Genomic DNA, 19,218 nt, shown 5'->3' on the forward strand with positions numbered 1-19,218 from the left:
AATGAGAGAATTGACAAACGAAGAGCTGTTACTAGTGGCAGGTGCGGCAGCCGCTGCGGACGTCGATCCAAGTGAGCCGCCCACTGAGATGCCACCAATTGTGGTGAACCCGCCCACGAGTCCACCTCCGAGTCCGCCTCCGACTATTCCCCCTTCACCGCCAGTTGAGCAGCCAGGACCGATCAGTCCTCCAGGTGGGGGCGGCACTCCTCCGCCAACAGCGCCGGAATACGATCTCAACTTCACCCGTGCGTTGACAGCGGAAGAGTCTGCCGCTCTGGTTAAATTTGACGATGCAATCTACTTTGTTAAAGACTCTATCAGCTCGCTTCCTGATAACGCTTATATGCAAATGAGCGATGGTTCAACCGTGCAGATGTCTGAAATCAAGAGTCTGATGCTCAATGCAGACTATAAGGTAAACGAAGCGGGCACCAGCTATAGTAATGGGTTTGCGACTGGGCAGTCCGACTATAACAACGGCGACCCACAGATATCAATAAACATTGACACCATCAAGGGGTATTCCGATCTAATGGGAGGGGCGAATTTCTTGGTGATGCATGAGCTGGCACATAACGCAGCAGCTGCTCGAACCCTTTACCAGAACCTCTATCAAGATGGTTTTACCAATGCTGAGTTTAATCAAAGTGAGAAATTTGCCAATGATATTGTTAGGGGCGTTGCAAATTATCTCAGCATAGGCGTGCTTGGTCCCAGTGATACAAAGGTTGTTGGTGGATATAGTGAGGTAACTCCGACTATCATTGTTCCAACCCCTTGATTTTACATTCGCGTTAAAAAGGTGCTTTCGATGTCCATAGTTAGGGTTGCCTTAAATTCGATTTGCGTGCTTACGCTCGCCGGCCTAACGGTCGGGCAGGCCCGCTCAAATGACCAGCGAGAGAGTGCTGCTAGGGCTCTATGTTCAGAAAAGTCTCAGCTTAAAGACAATTTCTATGTGGAGGGCGGGAGTGCGAATTTGGTAGTCCCCCTAGCCAAGGTAAGTAAGGTTGACAATGTCCGAGTTCATGCGATCAAAGGCACGTGTGCTCAATTTGTTGACTATTATTCTGGTGATACCTACTACCTGTCCACCAACCTGAAAATTCAGGCGAAGCCAGGGATTATTGGTGATATAGATCCTCGTCCCGAGAAGATTGATAAGGGTAATTCTCTTGCAGCTAAAGATGGTGCGCTGTCAAAGGGCGTATTGGTCGATTCAATTCTCGTATCGCCATCACACGATCACTCAGACGACAAATACGTGGGAGCCTGGGTCACTAATGGTAAAACGCGCCTCATGACGTATTCAAAAAACAAATCAGGACTTCCGAAAAAGGGAGAGGCAATTGCCGAGATCGATGGTGAAGTAGTTTCACTGGCTCAAATCGGTGCGCTGCACAGGGTTGACCAGGGGACTCTTTATGCTTTGGTCAAAGGTGACTCTTCCTTGTTGTCGGTTGCTTTAGATATTTATCGCCTGTAGATCAGGTTGAAATTGAATTGCGTGCTTATTTGAGAGGCCAGTAATGTTGGGCGTGCACAAAGGTCTTGCGGTTACATTGCTGATGGCTGTCTTCTGCACAAGCGCCATTGCGGAAGATGGAATTTCAGGGCTCGCCATGGATGAAATAGTTGGTAAAATCTATGATCCGGGTAAGCCGGTAAACTATGAAGTTTTCCGCGAAATTGGACTCCGTGATTTCCATCAGGTGAGTTCAAGTCGATCTTTGAATATTGCTTTTCGCTCAAATGCGTTCAAGACGCGGGATCAGTATGGGATCTCTTTTATTGAGTTCAGGGTCCCGCCTGAGCTCGATAAAGGAGTGAATTTTATGTATATGGAGCTAGCTCCCGGGCGCTGTTATGAAGTGTCTAAGATCAAGCAAAAATTTGCGCTCACTCCATATGTCTTGCCCCCAAATCCCCATGAGCCAATCGCCGACGTTAGTAAGGATGTCTTCTATAAAACCAATCTTGGTGAAACGTCGGTGTATGTAAAGGCGAGTTCGAAGGGCGAGTGCTTGCTTGGTCTCACGAGAAGTCGAAACTGATGAGGTCCGCTGGTGCTAGCCAATTAGGCATCTAATTGGTTAGCGCTAATCTGGGCCGACACCTGGGCAGGCTTCAAGACAACACTTGAAGCGCTTTAAATGCAATGAGGGCTGGAGTGAAATTTTATAAGATTATTGTATGGTCATCAACTATCGTGGCCTTTTCTATTTTAGTATCGACCACATTCTGTGGTGACGCCTATGGTTCAGAAAAAGTGCTTGACGAACTGGTGTCGCTATTCAGTAGCGGCGTTATTGTTGAAGAGTCTCAGGCCAACAAATTAATTAGAGCCGGCAAAACCGAGATTGTCAGAGACGAGCCCCTTCGTCGTCACTATCGAGTTTCATTGAATGATCAGAAGTCCCAGGTAACAGCGTTGAGCTTCGGCGTTCATCGCAGTGATGAAAGTTCTCAGGCTTGGACAGTAGCTGCTCTAGCTGTAATTTCTACTGACAAAAAAGCCCGAGGCTGCGAAAGATATAGTGATATCGTTAAAAAATATGCTTTTGTGGAAGGCATACGTGAGCCTCGGGCCGTGATAAAAAATGCAGCTTGGACCCAACCAGCGACATTGACGAAAGGGCCGTATAAAATCTATGTCTCGACGACGGACGTGACCTCGCCTTGTGCTTCTGGGCTGACGGTTTCGACGAGGCTGACTGATGGTTTGGATGCTGTCACTCAAACGTCAAGCAAATAGTGTTCATTTTTGCACCGGCCTGTGCATAACGACTGAGCTCACGCATTACATGTTCTCGTAAACAGCCCAAGGTCATTGCAAGGCAATAGCGTGATGGCGCTTACGGCTCGGGTCGCTCCTTCAAGTTGCTCCGAATGATGAGCGAGTAGACGAGGAGGGCAGGCATGCACGTCAGGCAGATGCCAATGAAGAAAGTGCCATAGCCCTGGCTTTGTCCATATCGCGTGGTGAGATAAGCCACTGCAAGGCCTGAAAAGCCGGCAAGCACCCTCCCGAAGATCGAGTAGAAGCTTGTTAGCCAAGCGTAGTGCTCTCCTGCGCGCCCGAGTGTGACTAGCTTTGACATGTAAGCAACCAACGCGATGCCGGTATAGCTACTGGCAAGGTTTTGAAGAATAACGCTAGCCCAAAGCAGCTCAACGGACTGCTCGTTTGACGAAAGCAATGCAAGACCGAGGAGTGCAAGTGCTTGGAGAGCTGCGCCAACAAGGATGGTCGTGCTCAAGGATATGCGCTTCAAGCTTGTGCCTGCAGCCAAAATTCCGAGGAAGGCTGCTGGGATACCAAGCCAGATATGGAGGGATCCGACCACATTCTTTCCAATGCCAAGGGCATAGAAGAACGGATTGATCATGGGACCCAGAAGAATGTCCGGTAGGCGATAGCAGCCGATGAAGACGACCACCGCGATCCATCCTTGGAGCGTGGAGGGTCGAAGGGATATCAGCGGAGCCCCGTGCTTCTCCGCACTCGTGCGACCTGGGGTGAGGACGCTATCGGGGGCAGATCGCAGAAAGAGCGTTCCGCAGATGGGCACCAACATCAGGGGAAGCAGAAGTGCATAAGCAACTTGCCAGGACAACCGCGCTGCGACCAAGAACACCAGACCATCACTCAGCAGCAGAGCAACGCGGTAGCCAAATTGGTAGGCAGTGAGGAGCTTTGCTGGCTGCTGGTGCACTGCCTCTTGTTCGATCCGGAACGCATCGACTGAGGCATCCAGGGTCGCACCGCCAAAGGCTGCTGCGATGCAGCTCAGTGCAATCAGCGGAAGGCTGCCAGCGACAACGCTCAAGACAAGGCCTAGGAGAGAGATGGCGACCATGATCGAAGACAAGACAACCCAGCCTTGACGGTGCGACATGGTGCTTCCAACGGCCGGCGCACGACGTTGGTCGAGATGGCGGGCCCATAGGAATTTGAGGGAGTAGGGAAGTGCGGTCCAAGCCAAGGCACCGATGACTGCAATCGAAAGCGACTTTTCGCTGAGCCAATAGCCTAAGGTGCTGCCGATCAGCGGATAGGGCAAACCAGAACCGAAGCCCAGGAACAAAAATCCAGTCCAGGCCTTGGTCGACCTTGATGTCACTTCGTGCATAGGTTGCAACTGCCTTGTCGCTTCGGTTCGTCCATTCGTATCAAGGAAGCAACGTGTCTTCCTCAGCCATCTTTGCGAAGTGTGTAAGCCTTGGTTCCAAGCATAGCGCCCGTCTTATCTCGCACCAAGCGATGCGCTTGCTTGAAGTGTGGTCGCACGCGGTCCCGAAGTGCCTTCGCCAGGCGTCGGTGATGCCCTGGCATAGCCACGAAATCCAGGATCCAGAGTTGATCACCTTCGTTCCAGTCGCTAATTGGCAAGAATGGGGGATCTTGCAGAACCAAATGATTGGCGGTTTCGGGCGTCAGATAAGCCCATAAGGCGTAGCCGGTCCAGACTCCCTCTTCGTCTTCGATCGTGACGAGCTGGCCTAGGCGAATCGCAGGCCATAGCCATACATAGGCAGCTGCGATACTGAACCTCTTGCGGTCAGTCTTGAACAGAAGTTGCATCGCCAGGCCAAGCGCCTGCGCATCAACGGTATTCGGTTGCATGGGCGGTGGTTGAGCTCAATGTCTGCGCTGCAACTGCAGCGTCCGGGAAGGTGAGCAGTGCGGCAGGGATTGATGCACGCCCGTTCAAGCTTAGACCTACCAGGTAGCTGTTAGGTTCGCAGTCGACAAGCGCGACGGTTCGATGGCCAGAATTGGTGATGCCGAGTGTCTCATCTGCGACTTCGGCACCGAAAAGCAGTGTTCCGCCATGCACGCGTGGCCCCTCCAGCTGGACTGTACAGGCAATACGATGCGTATCAAAGAAATACAACGCGGTGGACACGTGATCGCTTGCGTAGCCCAGGACAAGCCAGTGTGACGGTATGCCTTTCCAAACGCGGCGCGATGCCGCGACCTCGGTTGCGATAAAGGCCGAGACCCGCTCGGGTCCCGACGACCGATCGGCAAGGATCGACCGCACGAGCTTGATCGCCCGGCGCTTGGAGACGCGATAAGAAAGGCGTGGTCGTGGTCTCAACCAGCGGTTGGCTGCACAAAGATGGAGATTTGCATTCGGAAGTGCGCGCAGGAGCGAGTTGATTTCCTCGCCAATCTGAGACCCCTGGGTTGCTTTGCCTCTGATGTGGTCGGAGAGCCAATCGTGGCGCTCATCGTGCTTTGTGGGCTGATCGAGCGCATAGTCACTGCGCTGTTGCTCGCGGTAGTAGCGCGCAATGAGTGCTTTAAAATGCAACGCCTCTGGGCTTGACTCAGGCAAGGCACAGGCTTCTGCACAGTGATGGAGAAACGAAGCTTCCATGTGATGCTCGATCTGGATGAGCAGCTGATCGATGTTGGCGATTGTGTTCTCGAAGCGGGAATACTTCTTGAAGAAATAGGCAAGCGAGGGAAGCGAGTGGCGAACATCACGCATCTCATCGCCGAAGAAGTGACCATGTCCATCGGTGCCATGCTTCCAGCTGGGAACTGCGCGGAAGCCGCCGAAATCCAGGAACTGCGCGTTCAATGTGATGTTGTCGCTTGTCGGGCGCCCTGTCCAAAGGCGATGCGCGCGACTTGCGGCAATCTGCTCGGCAAGGCGGAGGTAGAGCTCAGACAAGTTAACGCCTAAGCCATTGGGATTGCCCGCATCGAGCTGCGCGTGTTCGTCGGCAAAGTGGATGGCATCTTTGACCCGCAGGCTATCTTGAAATTGATCGCTGTTTGCGCTGCCTGATGTTCCGAAATACAGGCTGCGCTCGAAATGCGCCAGGCGAAGGAAAGCGGGCCGGATTAGAATGGCGCAACGTTCCGGTTCGTCTGCATCGGTGCGTGCCAGGGAGAAGCCGGCATCGATGATGGCAACGATGGGGACTGCCCCGTGGGGGAGTTCTGCGTTGAGGATCTCGCTGGCGACTGCCTCGCGAATGGCATCGTAAAGATAGAGACAGCCATGCGAGTGCGACCAATCATGGGCCTCGGAGACCAATGGTGTGGGGCCGGTTCCTTTGGCGATGAGCATGCCATCGGAGCCACAGCGGCCACTCCCTCCGTGGATTGCCCCACCGCTCCCACCATAGCGATCAGCGCCCAGTGTCCGTCCGCCGAAGCTGCCGGCAACGCAGTGAGCTTCGAGGGAGGTCACGGCGAAGCGTTCAAGCAAGGACGCTGAGATGCTGGTCCGAGTGGGCTTGTCGTGGATGGCGATGCCCAAGTCATGAAACCAGCGCTCATTGAGCCAGAGCAAGGAAGCATCTGGCAGCTTTCCCACTGGGAAGGGCACGAGCATCGAAGTGCCCACGCTGGCGAGGTTCAACAGGTTGGGGTCGTTCTTGTCATCCATGTCCCAGTAGTCATTGGGCATTTCGCTTCCTTGTTTCCGCAGCTGCTGCGAATTCGCGTTCGATCGGCTTTGGTGATGCTACCAATCTGGGGGCCGTTCGTCCTTCTGTTGCTTGTATTTCCGAAAACCAAAGGACATCGCCTCTCGCATATACCGTTGCCTTGAAATCGACACAGGGCATTGCAAAAATCAGATCTGTACAGGTCTTATTCATTTTTTATTATGACTATTAATTATACGTAGGGGGTGCAATTGCTTATCCAACCGTAGCGCGAAAATTCTAATAAAGAATCAAACAGCAAGAGCGCACTTATGGTTTCTGCTTTGCAGAAACCGTGCGCCAACGCTACGCGTTGGTGCGGTGGCTTTCGCCACCTCGTTGCTATGCTTCGCTAGGCAACACGGCCTCTTCAAAACCCTGAGATTCAAATCTCGTTGTTGTCGAGTTCGCTTATCTCTCGACAGGGGATGTTCTGCCGCTTCTTTGTGTGCTCCACAAACAGGAGTTACACAAATGGCGATTTATCACGCAACAATGAAGTCTTTTAGCCGAGGCAACGGCGACTCATCAGTCGCAGCAGCAGCCTACCGCGCAGGGTTTGATCTGCTCGATACAAGCACGGGGCTTGGTCACAATTATTCCCACCGAGGCGGTGTCGATTTCCATCGAATGCTTGCGCCAAAGGGCGCCCCCTCGTGGTGCTTCGATGCGCAGTATTTTTGGAACGCGAACGAAGCGGCCGAGACTCGCAAGAACGCGCGCGTTTGCCGAGAAGTCGAAGTATCGCTTCCGCATCAACTCGATCCGCACCAACGAAGAGTGCTTGCCTTGGCGCTGGGTCAATTGCTCGTCAATCGGTTCAAGGTCGCCGTATTGGTCGCTGTGCACACACCAAGCAAATATGGTGATCAGCGCAATCATCATGTGCATTTGCTGATGTCAGCGCGACAAGTCGGACCGGGAGGACTAGGGGAGCGCGCCTGCGCTGAGTTTGATGCACGACAAGGCGGCGGCACACGAGCACTGCGACAAATCCGCAAAGACATCGCAACGGTCATCAATGCGCACTTGAAAAATGCCGGCAACGCGGCTCGTGTGGATCACCGCAGTCTCCGAGCACAGGCGCAGGAGGCCGCGCGCAATGGAGAGTTTGAACGCGCTCGTGAACTCACGCGCCGGCCCGGCAAGCACTTGGGCAAAGCCAAAGTGGCGGTGATGCGCAAAACGAAGTTCACCGCAGAAGTCAAAGGTGCAGGTGGGAAAGCTGCGGCATTAGCGCTTTCAAAGCTTGTTGCTGAACACATGAAGAAAAGCGGTAGTCTCGTGCACGAGGTGCCGCCATCTCACAGTCATGCGGCCGCACTTCGGGACCGGGCCAACGCAAAAGAGTCTGGATTGGAAGGGCGCGCAGCGGGTGGGCCGGGGCGATTGTCAGGCGCAGAGCGGGTGCGGCAGATCAAAGAGCGCTTGGCGCGTGCGCCAGCGCCAAGCGCAGGACTCTACACGCCTTACAGTGGTCAGACCCGACATCTGGGCCGTGTGACGCGTCTGGCTCGTTCTTCGGGCCGAAAAGACGCGGAGGTGCTCAATGCGGAGGCGCAGCTCATCGAAGACTGGCTCGAAGCGCAACGGGAGGTCGCGCAGCAGTCTTTGGAGGTGTTGCGGCAGATCCCGGGTATCCAGATTGAACCAGAGTTCCAGCGGGCGCACTTCGCACTCATTTGCCGGCGGGTCGACAGCTACGCCACAAAGCCTTTCTTGTTCGAGGACACGGAGATGCTTGCTCGCTCAATCAGCAGGTATGCCCATACGCTGGTGCGACCCTACAAAGCGCGTGTGGCCGTGCTGGATGCGCAAGCCAAGCTTGTTGAGCAAGAAGGCAGCGGAGACGCGCAAGCGGTGGCGAGGGCACGCCAGCGTTTGGGGAGGGCAAAGGTGCATGTCTCTTCTCGCATCCAGGCCATCCAGCAATGGCGCATCAAGCGGGCTCGAAAGGCGATGGTGGAAGCGGCTGAGGCCTTGGAGAAGAATTTTGCCGCACAGCCGATCGAGGTGCTGACGCCTGAGGCATCTGGCGATGATGCGCTTCCACCACAGGCCGAAGGTGATGCCGGGCATTGGGAGTTGAAGTTTCGGCCACCGAAGCCAAGTCTATGACGGCTCAGATATTTCTGACCGTCGACCGCGCAGCAGACTGATGGTGCGCCTAGGCATTTGCCTGGAAGCTAGGGTCGTCGCAGAAGGTTCCCGCCAAATGATCGGAACAACGCCGCCCGCCATTGGCACCCGGCGCCGAGGCCAAGGCTCCAACCCCAGCGACACAGGAGCCCCGCATGCGGGGCTCTTTCTGTTGCAGCCCGAATGCTACGGCTTTTCGCACAGATCTGTTGAAGTGCAAGGCAAATCAACGTCTGCACCCTGAGGTAGTTGACGTGGCTTCCTGCCCCGTAGACGAACCTCTCCTACTTTGCGAAGCTGTGCTTTACGGAACAGGGGAGGCTAGATACATGGAGTTTGTGGGTAAACCCATCACGGGTGAGATGATTTATAACAAGCATGCTTCTGCCATCGCAGACTGTTCTGAGGTCAAGGTTGCAATTGCATACGCCACGAAGCCATCCGGCGATATCCTTCTATTTGAGGACTGCGTTGCCAAGGGGAAAAAGCTGACGTTCTATGGCCGTGTCGATGGCTCATGTCCCATCGATCTGCGTATTCTCGACTGGTTCTTGCGTCGTGCATCGCCCAACTTAGTGTGCCATCTTGTGCCGCACTGGCTACACGCTAAAGTGATTTGGTGGGTAGGCCAAGGGGCATATATTGGTTCGGCAAATCTGACCGATCGGGCGTGGTTCAAGAACTTTGAAGCTGGGGTTTACATCAAGCACGAAGAGCTTGAGCACTTTGGGATGGTGCTCCAACTTGAAGCATTCTTCGATGGCCTTGCGCAGAAGTCGTTCCCGCTCGATAGAGAGGAATATGAGCGTCAGATCAAACAGGAGAAAAGGAGGGAAGATCTAGTCGGCAAGCTCAACAAGATCGAGAGTGAATTCGAAGACGATCATTGGAAGCTGAAAGACCGCACGCCCCCTATCGCTCCCACGCCAAATCGAAAGGCGCGCGAAGCGAAGATTGCAGCTTTCCAAGCCGAATGGTCACGCACACTCACCTTGATCCGAAATGTTGGCGCTCGTGTTGCGCTTGATGAGAATCGCCCCAGTTGGATCTCGTCAGATGTGTCTCAAGGCGTTCAAGGCGATCAGTTCCTTCACGCCTACTACTACCAAGTCGTCAGGCCTCATACCGAAAAAGATGCTTACGAACGAGAATTCCGAAAGAATCGTCTCGATCCAGAGGTTGCACTACGGAGTGGACTGGCTTGGTGGAAGGCAGGTAAATATGAGCATGAGCATGAGGAATATACGATTTATACGTCGGCGCCCTTGCTACACGAGCTTCTCGCACGAGGCAGGATCACCACACTGACCGAAGGTGAATGGGTCGATGCCCTTACCCGCGTATACGCTTTTGGCGATCATGCGATGAAGATCAGCAACCTATATTTGGGCTTGGGCACCGATCCAGGCAGCCAAGCGAAGAGTGAAGCCTTGGCGCGGATACTTTGGAAGCAACATTCTGGGAACGGAATGACTGCGCCCGAGGTGCTTGATTTCGTAATTTGGGGGGATGGTGATGTGGCTGAGCGCATCTGGCTAGCGAGCCATGATCATGACTACAAGCTTTCGCATATCGGCACTAGCATCCTGGGTGAGGTGGTGGGCTGGGCCCGCCCGACGGAATACCCACCACGGAATTCACGCACAAGCAAAGCGCTTCGAGCACTTGGGAACGATGTTGATGTTCTCGTCTAGCAGCCAAAACTCATCACTGGGCAGGGCTCATCGGTCACAACTCCGCGTTGACACGCGAAGCTGCGATTAGCTAGAGCACCAACGCAAGACCATCAGAACAATGACAATAAGCGCGATCCAAGCTCCCGCGCCCATGCGTTTGTGTGAGCTGTTTCTGCGAGCCCTGGTGATACCTGATGAGAGCTGGGTAGGGCATGGGGAACAAAGCATATGGCGCTGTTTTTTGGAGGGCTTTTGGCGACAGGAATATTGGGTGAGGCGAGAAGAAATTTAATGTCGAGAGGCGAATGCGGCCGATGTGAGAGATTTTCCAAAAGGGGGGCGCAGACCCTGGTTAGGTATAATAGCTTTTCTACCTTCGGTTCAGCTTGCTATAGATTGGAAAAAATCCAAATTTTCTGAAAAATTCACTTAGCGAGGGTGGGATGGCAAAGATCCGTAAAAAGAAAGCGCCTATGGGAAAGGTCCTGAGCAAAGAGTCGGTTGTTGCGAATTGGCTCATCGACTTAATAAACAGTGGCAAGCTAGTAGATGAAATTGTCGGGAAGGATGAAGTCGAGTCCGTTATTGGGGCTGCCGACCAGGCCAGCCACCTCCCCAGATTTTCGATCGACAAAATGAGTCGGCTAGCCAGTGCGAGGGCTTCAAAATTCGTCCTTGGCCAATTGGGTCTTCTAGAAATCGTTGCTGTTGACAAGAGCATTTCGCTGGTATCTGGCGAGGTGCTGAGGCCTGATATCATTGCTTACAATCCGGAATCAAGGGTGGTGCTGATTTTTGAAGTGAAGAGGGAGAAGGGGCCAGAGCGGCAGGCAGTTTCAGAGGTGGCAGGTTATGAGCATGAAATTCAAAACCTGTTTCCATTCCTTTCGAACATGGACATTTGCTTTGTCATCGTTGCTCGTGATTGGAGTGACCTTTTAGACCATGGTGTCGCAAGCTTGACTACATGGTCAGGCAAGCAGTGTTTGGCCTTGAGCCTGGATTACGATGCTGAACCACGGCAATTACAATGTCGTATCGTCGAGGCCTGGTATCCGACCGCAACTGTTGATATTCCCGAAGAGGCGATGCAATGTTTTGATGTTGTCCTCTACGAAAAAACTGATGACTCGCTAAATCGGGACAGTGAGTTTCCACCTCCACTTGTTCAAACGGCCATCAGCATGATTGCTCGTGAAGGGGACCGGATGCGATCTCATGGTTTTTTGATGCTTTGGCGAAACCTTGTTGACTCGAATAGGGCGTATTGGGTGTTCACGTTGTGCACGCTTGACCCTGGCGTCTTTCACGCAACAATGCAGAAGAACGCTGATGGTCGGCAATCTACGTTGACCACCTATTTTGCTAAAGTAGGCGGTCTTTCAAATGGCTCTATGCCGGGCAGCGGATACCGAATTATAGATCATGCGAAGAATCTTCTTTCGGAAGACTACGATATCCAGATTGAGAATCATAACACTTGGAAAGAGAAACAGCGGCAGCATCGCGGCCGCTCTGAACCTTTTTTATTTGAATTTTGGGGCGAGCCAGGCGACTTCTCGCGATCCTTTGTGACAAGCCAAACGGTTCGATCCTCTCTACTCCCATTTCTTTCGACTTCAAAGCTTGACTGGACACATCCCCTTGTGGCACTTCCCGCCATCGGCTACATGTCGGGCAGAATTCCCTTCGTCGAGGGTCAGGTCTTCTGCAGGGATCTATTCGAAGCTGGTATAACCCTAGGTTCGCTGCAAATATGCCTGCTACACATTCGATCATTACTGGATCAACGCGGAAACGATCGAAGTGGCGAGAAAGAAAGCGCACTGCGCATTGCTGTCGCTTTGTCTAAATGGTGTTTCCCGGACGCTGTCGCGTTAATGGCTGAGCTGGCCCAGCTTTTTAAAAGCTACTCATCTATTCAGGTACCACCGCCACCGCTCTCTAACAGAGAGGAAAATTCGGTCGAGAGTGTGGGTGCCATCATTGAGTGGGTAACGAATCATCTTATTGACGAGAGTGGTTATCACAAGGTGGCATTCTTGCTGGGATTGCAACTAAGTGGGTGCTACGAGCTCCTTAATGCTGGAAAGCCGTTAAATGAAACGCCAGATGGCTTCGAAGAGATTCGGAAGAAAATGATCCTCTTCTGCCGAAACGTGACTGAGGAGATGATTGAGTGGGGTCAAAATAAGCACATTTCGCGCGGAAATGGATTGTATGTAAGAGACTACATTCAGGGGCTGACATCCATTGCAAATATTGAGGGTGAAGCTAATATAGTGTCCGGCCTCAAGGATTTAGATTTTGATAGGCTTTTAGATGTGCTTCGTCTTTGCGTAGATGCGGTCGATAAAATTCGTTTTCCTGTCCATCACACCTTGGTGCCCACGGGGCCGTTGAAACCAGACATGTCTTTGTTGAAGAGTCGTGTCCAACACATCTTCGAGAAAGGTGATAAGAGGGCTGCTGTTATAGTAAGTGCCTCGGGCGCATACGGTGTGGGACACCTTCCAGAAGAGTGTAAAGTTCTACCGCCCTTGGAGAGTACGGAGGACGCTATCTATTTTCTAGATCAAAGAATTGGATTTGCAATGGCTACTAAGTTAAGTTGGGAAGAAGTGGGTGTAAGATTTGCCAAAGGACTATAAGTTAGTTGCATGGCTAACCTCCGGTCTCACTAGGCGCAAGCCTCTAGCGCCTAGCAAGTTGATCGCCTAGCTTGCAAATTCCGTGTGTCCGCTTAGGTGCAGGCATTGATTCCGCGACGATAGAATCCACTCAGCCACCACACGGTATTCGGGGCGAGATCCCCCGTGATTTTAATTCTTCCACCCTGTTGTTCTTGTTTTGTTCGTCCTCTTTTTGGCCGCTTGCTCTCGTCGTCGTTCCATGTGGCGAACCTGCTTGAACGCACGATCAAATTGCCCTGGCGTGTAGGTGGGCAAGGGAAGCGGAGGGCCAAACTGTTCAATGGCCGAAAAGCGAGCGGGCACGGAAGGTGGATCAACGTAATGCTTCAAACCTGGCGGAAGCGTCAACTCATGCCCGGTGATTTGCTGGGAGATCGGAAGCGAGACGCCATGCTCGTTGACCAACGAATTGGACAAAGTGTGTCGGAAGCAGTGAAAGCTTTTGAGCCGTTGGGTTAACCCTTGCTTGATCGCATAGGCCCGGAACTGATCCCCCAGCGCGTCGCCGTAGCCATTTTCGGCGTTGTAGGGCAAATGCGGGAACAGTCGTTCAAAGCCTGCGCGCTTGACCTCATCCACATAGACCAAGAACCCAGCCTCGATCAGCGATGTGGGCAGGGGCACAAAGCGGGAAGAATGAGGGTTCTTCAAGCGTTGATCGGGCTTTGCTCCTCGGAAATGCACGCCCCAGAAGTCGCCGACCTTGCCGATGTCGTCAACATAGAGCTGAGCGACCTCGTTGACCCGAGCACCGGTGGCAAATCCCAACAGCGTGCCAAACCATCGATGGGGATACTTCTTCGCCCAGGACGTGAATGCATTCAGTTCGAGCAGCGCTTCAAGCTCGGCTTGGCTAAACGGATCACGACTCGGCTCATCGGTGAGCGACTTGGCACGATTGAGGATGGCTTTGTGAGGCGCCTTGCTAATCAGGTCTTCGTTCGCCAAGGTGTTGAAGAAGGACGCAATGCGATCGCGATGCTTTTCCTTGGTGCGCATGCTTAGCAGTTCGTGACCACCTTGCTGCGCCTTGCTCAGGATTTCGACAGGGGTGAGGCCGGCGAACACCGCCTTCTTGGTGGCGTTGCTGGGGTAGTGCTCAAGCGCATCCAGGAACTTTCGGACGTCATCGGTCTTGTAGTCCTCGACCGGCTTGTCGCCGACAAGCGCCACAAAAAGACCCAGGCTGTGCTCGGTATCCAGCACGTTTTTCGCGCTTCGCCCAACACGCCGCATCTCACTGATGTGGATGGTGGCGCGCTCTGACAGCAGCGGTCCGGCGCTCTTCACAGAAGCCAGTTGCTGAAGAGGGAGGTGTTTCAGTGCGTCCAGCAGCCGAGCATGATCCTCTGCTCCGTCGGCAGACAGCTCCATGCCACCCACTTTGATGGTGTAAGGGCGGGGTTCGTTCCCTTGCAACGCGGCCAGCGCCTGGTTCAGCAAATCGTCCTTCATGCTGCTTGCTCCCTGCCGCATCTGACCGAATGCTTCCGAGAGTGCCACAGCCGTTCGTGCCACGGCCAGACGGGCAGCATCACCCAGGGTCAAGCGAACGGGACGGACAAGGTAGCGTGAGCCGATGAGGGCTTGAAGGTCGGTCGGGACGAAGAAGCGCACATAGAGCCCAGCAGGGCGGCGCAGAAAATAAGGCTTCGGCACGGGGTTTGATACCTCGTTTGATACCTAGACCAGGCTCAAATCGATCATCAAACCCCGGGCCGAACCTTCGCGAAATCAAGCACTTACTGCTCTTTTCCGCGATCAGATGGTGGAGGTGGGCGGAATCGAACCGCCGTCCGGAAGCACTCCATCCTCAGCACTACATGCTTAGCCCTCCGTTAGATCTCATTCCCAGGCAGCACGGTTGGCAAAGCGCACCTGGAAACCAGCCTGCTTTATCTAACCGGTAGCTGACAGGCAGCCACTACCGATGGTTCCGTGATAATGACCCTACACCTACGAGCACGGGCACAAGTAGGTTCGGGGGTTCGCCTTAGGCGGCTGTAGAACTACAACTAAAGCCAATTAAGCGGCGATAGCGAAGTCCGAACCGTAGTTGTCATCGTTGGCAACTAAAAGTTTGCTGCTGGATTAACGAGGAAAGCTGCCCCCTCGGCATGCGCCAAGCGACTTCGCGACCCCCGTCGAAACCAGTGCACCCCCGGGGAAAGCATCAAAACGCTGACCTGATCAGTGTAGGGATCGGGGCGCCCTGTCACAAGTGGTGAGACGTGCGGCGCTTACAGTGGCTTCAGTCCTACCGGACGGAATAGTCTGGTACTCAAGGAGAGAAGCGATGGCGACAGGCAAGCCCCCCCGTTCGCGGCATGTACGTAGCGTCCCCCGCAAGCGCGCACCAGGTGTCGATGCAGCCAAGCCTCGGCGCGCAGCCACGGCCTCGCAGCAGCAGGCGCAGGAGACCACGCTGACACGCGTGCAGGGCAAGGCGCGCACGGTGATCTACATCCACGGCATCGGCAACAAGCCGCCGGCCGAGGTGTTGCGCTGTCAGTGGGACAAGGCCTTGTTCGGGCGGCCGATGGGCGAGCGCACGCGCCTGGCGTATTGGGTCAATCGCGAACGCTATCCGGTTGCCGAACCCGGCAATTGCGATGCGCGCGATGTCGGCCCGGCACTCAATCAGAGCGTGCAGCGCGCCCTGAGCACGCTTGGGCTGGTGCCAGGCGAGCAGGACCTGCATCTGCTCGCCGACGCCCTGGCGCAGAGCGAGCAGGAGCGCAGCGATCTGCATCGGTTGCTGGACGAGCTGGATGCCGCGCCCGCCATGCCGGCAGCCGGCGAGGTGCAGGCCAAAGGTCCGATCGATGCAATCAACCGCGTGCTGCTGCGGCTGATCTCTGCCGCGCTGCTGCAGGACGTGCACGATTTGTTCTTCGTGCCCGAGCGTGCAGCGTTGATGCGCGACAGCCTGATGCAGCGCCTGCGCTCGGGGGGCGGGCCGTTCGTGGTGGTCGCGCACAGCCAGGGGTCGATGATCGCCTTCGACGTGCTGCGTCAGCTCCAGGCTGCCGAGTGCGAGGTCAGCCTGTTCCTGACGTTGGGCTCGCCCCTGGGCCTGCCGCAGGTGCGCAGCATGTTCAAGCGCTGGACCGGCACGCGCAAGCTGCCATTTCCTGCGTGCGTGCGGCGCTGGATCAACGTCGCCGATACGCGCGATCCGATCGCGCTGGATCCGGATCTCAGCGACGACATCGCCAATGCCAAGGGACGGTTCGAAAACCTCTCAGGCGCGCGCTTGAACCCGGACTGGCAGCACAACGCGCATTCGGGTTCGGGCTACCTGTCGATCCCGCAGGTGCGTGCGGCGGTGCGCGAGGCGGTGGGCGTCGGGTTCGATCAACCGGTGTCCAATGCCGTGCTGATCAAGGATCTCAGCGAGCAACTGGAAGCGCATGGCGCCGAGTACCGGCACGAGGTGCTCATCGAGCTGGATCGGCGGGTGTCGGGCGACGATCCGGCCGGCACGCGTGCGCTGCTGCTGGCGCAACTGCGCCAGGCCGCTGCAGGCACCACCGGCTTGAGCGGCGAAGCGCTGGACGAGGCGATCGCGCTGGAAGATAGCCTGCAGCGGTTTGTGTCGGCACGGCTGACGCGGTTCGAGATCGAATCGCTGCAGGACCGCTACCGGGCACTGGGATTCCGGCGCATGTGGCGCGATGCCGGCAAGCGCGCGTTGATCAACGTGTCCGGCAACGTCCTGCATGCCGATGCGGCGCGCACCGCGTATCGCGCACGCGGCCAGCAGATCGGCTGGGCAGTGCTGGACACCGGTATCGCGGCCAGTCATCCGCATTTCTTCGCAAAGGGCGAGCGCGACACGGTGGTGGCGCAATGGGATTGCACGCGCCGCGGCGCAGCCAAGCGACTGACACGCGCTGACGGCGATGCCTTCGCCCGGCTGGATCGGCACGGGCACGGCACGCATATCGCCGGGATCATCGCCGGCCAGAGCCGCGCGGTGATTGCCGACGCGCAGGGCAACCCGGGCAAGCCGCTGGAGTTCGCCGGCATGGCGCCGGACACCCAGCTCTACGGTTTCAAGGTGCTGGACGACGCCGGCAACGGCCGCGATTCGTGGATGATCAAGGCGGTGCAGCAGGTGGCGGCAATCAACGAGCGCGCCGGCGAGCTGGTCATTCACGGCGTCAATCTGAGCCTTGGCGGTTACTTCGATCCGGAGAGCTATGGCTGCGGTTTTACGCCGCTGTGCAACGAGCTGCGGCGGCTATGGCGGCAAGGCGTGCTGGTGGTGGTGGCCGCCGGCAACGAGGGCCTGGCGTGGTTGATGGGCAACGACGGCGATGCATATCCGGCCAACATGGATCTGTCGATCAGCGACCCGGGCAATCTGGAAGACGCCATCGTGGTGGGCTCGGTGCACAAGAGCAGCCCGCACAACTACGGCGTGTCGTATTTTTCCTCGCGCGGGCCGACCGCCGATGGTCGCGGCAAGCCGGACGTCGTTGCGCCGGGCGAAAAGATCCTGTCGGCCTATTACGACTTCGACCCGAACGACCCGGCGAGCCTGATGGTGGAGATGAGCGGCACCAGCATGGCCGCACCGCACGTCTCCGGCGTGCTGGCCGGATTCCTCTCCGCACGCCGCGAGTTCATCGGCTTCCCGGATCGGGTCAAGCAACTGATGCTGGACACCTGCACCGACCTGCAGCGCGATCGCTATGTGCAGGGCAGGGGGGTGCCGAATTTGATGCGGATGCTTGGGGCGACGTGAGGAATCGGGAGTGGGGAATCGGGAATCGTAAAAGCGCGATGCTTCTCACGGATCCAGCAATGCCCGCGTCTTCAACTAACGTGCGGTCAACGCAGCTGAGACCAATGCAGCGAGCCTGCCCAGCTCTTGCGATTCTCCATTCCCGATTCGCCACTCACGCATCGCGGTTATGCCGCCGCATCACGCGCTGCTTGTCGCGCTGCCAGTCGCGGTCCTTGGCGGCGTCGCGTTTGTCGTGGTTCTGCTTGCCCTTGGCCAGTGCGATTTCCAGCTTGACCTTGTTGTTGCTCCAGTACAGCGCGGTGGGCACCAGGGTGTAGCCGTCGCGTTCGACGCTGCTCAACACCTTGTCGATCTCCCGGCGGTGCAGCAGCAGCTTGCGGTCGCGGCGTTCCACCGGCACGGTGTGGCTGGAGGCCTGGATCAGCGGGGTGATCTGCGCGCCGATCAGGAAGATCTCGCCTGAACGCACGTAGGCGTAGCCATCGATGATGTTGGCGCGACCGGCGCGGATCGCCTTGACTTCCCAGCCCTGCAGCGCCAAGCCGGCTTCGTAGCGCTCTTCCAGGTGGTATTCGTAGCGCGCACGCTTGTTCAGCGCGATGGTTTTCGTGGCCGTCGCGCCGTTTGCTTTATCCTTGGCTGGTTTCTTGCTCATGCCGCTATTGTCGCCGATTCGGCGTCATCAAACGATCTTCTGTCTTTCACAAGTTAGCGAATGCCTACCATCCGTCGCAGCGCCCTGGTCGAACACAGCGCCACCCGCATGTTCGACCTGGTCAATGATGTTGCCGCCTATCCGCGCCGTTTCGGCTGGTGCGATGCTGCGCAGGTGCTTGAACAGGACCAGGCGCACATCGTTGCGCGGCTGGATCTGGGGCTGGGATCGTTCCGCACCTGGTTCACCACCGAAAACATGCTCGAGCGCCCCGAGCGCATCGTCATGCATCTGCGCGACGGGCCGTTCAAGCGGCTGGAAGGCCTGTGGGAATTCCAGTCGCTGGGCGAGAACGCCTGCAAGGTCAGCCTGACCCTGGAAGTGGAAACCAGCTCGCGGCTGTTGGGTCCGGCGCTGGCGCTGGGCTTTCAAGGCCTGGCCGACCGCATGGTCAACGATTTCGTGCGGGTCGCCGATCGCGGCGACACCTGAGCATGCGCGTCGACGTCGTGCTGGCCTGGCCGGACCGCTACAGTTCGGTGTCGCTGGACCTGGCCGAGGGCGCCACCGTGGCCGAGGCGATTGCCGCGTCCGGTCTGGCGCCGAACCGACCACCCGCGGCGCAGGCGATCCATGGGCTGATTGCGCGAGCGGATCAAGTGCTGCGCGACGGCGATCGGGTCGAACTGCTCAGGCCGCTGCTGCTGGATCCGAAGGACGCGCGGCGTCGCCGTGCCGGACCGAGCAAAAAAGCCGGTCCCAGCAAGTAGCGGCTTGCCAGTGCCGCGGTGCGTGTGCGCGTGATAGCGAACTGTGCCGGTGGCAGGTCAGCGGCGTGAACGCGCT

Annotated in this window: 15 protein-coding genes and 1 other RNA gene; 10 read left to right on the forward strand and 6 right to left on the reverse strand. The window is 56.2% G+C overall.

Going from position 1 to position 19,218, the window contains the following annotated elements:
- The first annotated feature begins 1 nt into the window (after position 1).
- The 4 genes from H7A86_RS07790 (at position 2) to H7A86_RS07805 (ending at position 2,758) form a co-directional block, all read left to right on the forward strand.
- Entirely contained in the window at positions 2 to 784 is a 783-nt protein-coding gene (locus H7A86_RS07790; RefSeq protein WP_232099289.1) for a hypothetical protein, read from the forward strand.
- Positions 785 to 850: 66 nt separating this feature from the next.
- Positions 851 to 1,489 carry a cupin domain-containing protein gene (locus H7A86_RS07795; RefSeq protein WP_180708074.1) on the forward strand — a complete coding sequence of 213 codons (639 nt, stop codon included), beginning with the start codon at positions 851 to 853 and terminating at the stop codon, positions 1,487 to 1,489.
- 43 nt (positions 1,490 to 1,532) lie between these two features.
- Entirely contained in the window at positions 1,533 to 2,057 is a 525-nt protein-coding gene (locus H7A86_RS07800) for a hypothetical protein (protein ID WP_119132292.1), read from the forward strand.
- Between the two features lie 116 nt (positions 2,058 to 2,173).
- On the forward strand, positions 2,174 to 2,758 hold the full coding sequence (locus H7A86_RS07805) for a hypothetical protein (RefSeq protein WP_232099290.1): 585 nt from the start codon (positions 2,174 to 2,176) through the stop codon (positions 2,756 to 2,758).
- Between the two features lie 100 nt (positions 2,759 to 2,858).
- Here H7A86_RS07805 and H7A86_RS07810 read toward each other — a convergent pair whose 3' ends face one another.
- From H7A86_RS07810 to H7A86_RS07820, 3 genes are all read right to left on the reverse strand, one after another.
- The gene (locus tag H7A86_RS07810) at positions 2,859 to 4,136 is read right to left on the reverse strand and encodes an MFS transporter (protein ID WP_119132291.1); all 1,278 of its coding nucleotides are present in this window, start codon (positions 4,134 to 4,136) and stop codon (positions 2,859 to 2,861) included.
- Positions 4,137 to 4,198: 62 nt separating this feature from the next.
- Positions 4,199 to 4,630 (reverse strand): toxin-activating lysine-acyltransferase, encoded by a 432-nt coding sequence (locus H7A86_RS07815; protein ID WP_119132290.1) that lies wholly within the window; start codon positions 4,628 to 4,630, stop codon positions 4,199 to 4,201.
- Positions 4,611 to 6,434: a protein adenylyltransferase SelO family protein gene (locus tag H7A86_RS07820; protein WP_119132289.1), complete on the reverse strand. Its 1,824-nt coding sequence runs from the start codon at positions 6,432 to 6,434 to the stop codon at positions 4,611 to 4,613. The genes H7A86_RS07815 and H7A86_RS07820 overlap by 20 nt, the downstream gene beginning before the upstream one ends.
- 493 nt (positions 6,435 to 6,927) lie before the next feature.
- On the opposite strand from H7A86_RS07820, the gene H7A86_RS21225 reads away from it, so the two are divergent.
- From H7A86_RS21225 to H7A86_RS07835, 3 genes are all read left to right on the forward strand, one after another.
- Entirely contained in the window at positions 6,928 to 8,571 is a 1,644-nt protein-coding gene (locus H7A86_RS21225) for a MobA/MobL family protein (protein ID WP_119132288.1), read from the forward strand.
- 383 nt (positions 8,572 to 8,954) lie between these two features.
- Entirely contained in the window at positions 8,955 to 10,286 is a 1,332-nt protein-coding gene (locus tag H7A86_RS07830) for a phospholipase D family protein (RefSeq protein ID WP_232099291.1), read from the forward strand.
- A 425-nt stretch (positions 10,287 to 10,711) separates the two neighbouring features.
- The gene (locus H7A86_RS07835) at positions 10,712 to 12,919 is read left to right on the forward strand and encodes a hypothetical protein (RefSeq protein ID WP_147421356.1); all 2,208 of its coding nucleotides are present in this window, start codon (positions 10,712 to 10,714) and stop codon (positions 12,917 to 12,919) included.
- 171 nt (positions 12,920 to 13,090) lie between these two features.
- On the opposite strand, the gene H7A86_RS07840 is transcribed toward H7A86_RS07835, so the two are convergent.
- A complete protein-coding gene (locus tag H7A86_RS07840) occupies positions 13,091 to 14,620 on the reverse strand; it encodes a site-specific integrase (RefSeq protein WP_119132287.1) in 1,530 nt (509 codons plus the stop codon).
- A gap of 107 nt (positions 14,621 to 14,727) precedes the next feature.
- Positions 14,728 to 15,124: a transfer-messenger RNA gene (gene ssrA / locus H7A86_RS07845) on the reverse strand.
- 133 nt (positions 15,125 to 15,257) lie between these two features.
- On the opposite strand from ssrA, the gene H7A86_RS07850 reads away from it, so the two are divergent.
- Positions 15,258 to 17,714 (forward strand): S8 family peptidase, encoded by a 2,457-nt coding sequence (locus H7A86_RS07850; protein ID WP_119132286.1) that lies wholly within the window; start codon positions 15,258 to 15,260, stop codon positions 17,712 to 17,714.
- A gap of 154 nt (positions 17,715 to 17,868) precedes the next feature.
- Here the strand turns inward: H7A86_RS07850 and smpB are convergent, their stop codons facing one another.
- Positions 17,869 to 18,372: an SsrA-binding protein SmpB gene (gene smpB, locus H7A86_RS07855; protein ID WP_039520446.1), complete on the reverse strand. Its 504-nt coding sequence runs from the start codon at positions 18,370 to 18,372 to the stop codon at positions 17,869 to 17,871.
- 60 nt (positions 18,373 to 18,432) lie between these two features.
- On the opposite strand from smpB, the gene H7A86_RS07860 reads away from it, so the two are divergent.
- Both H7A86_RS07860 and H7A86_RS07865 read left to right on the forward strand, forming a co-directional pair.
- Positions 18,433 to 18,864: a type II toxin-antitoxin system RatA family toxin gene (locus H7A86_RS07860; RefSeq protein WP_104583340.1), complete on the forward strand. Its 432-nt coding sequence runs from the start codon at positions 18,433 to 18,435 to the stop codon at positions 18,862 to 18,864.
- A 2-nt stretch (positions 18,865 to 18,866) separates the two neighbouring features.
- On the forward strand, positions 18,867 to 19,142 hold the full coding sequence (locus tag H7A86_RS07865; protein WP_119132285.1) for an RnfH family protein: 276 nt from the start codon (positions 18,867 to 18,869) through the stop codon (positions 19,140 to 19,142).
- Positions 19,143 to 19,218 lie beyond the last annotated feature (76 nt).

The sequence above is a fragment of the Xanthomonas euroxanthea genome, assembly GCF_903989455.1.
Classification (GTDB): domain Bacteria; phylum Pseudomonadota; class Gammaproteobacteria; order Xanthomonadales; family Xanthomonadaceae; genus Xanthomonas; species Xanthomonas euroxanthea.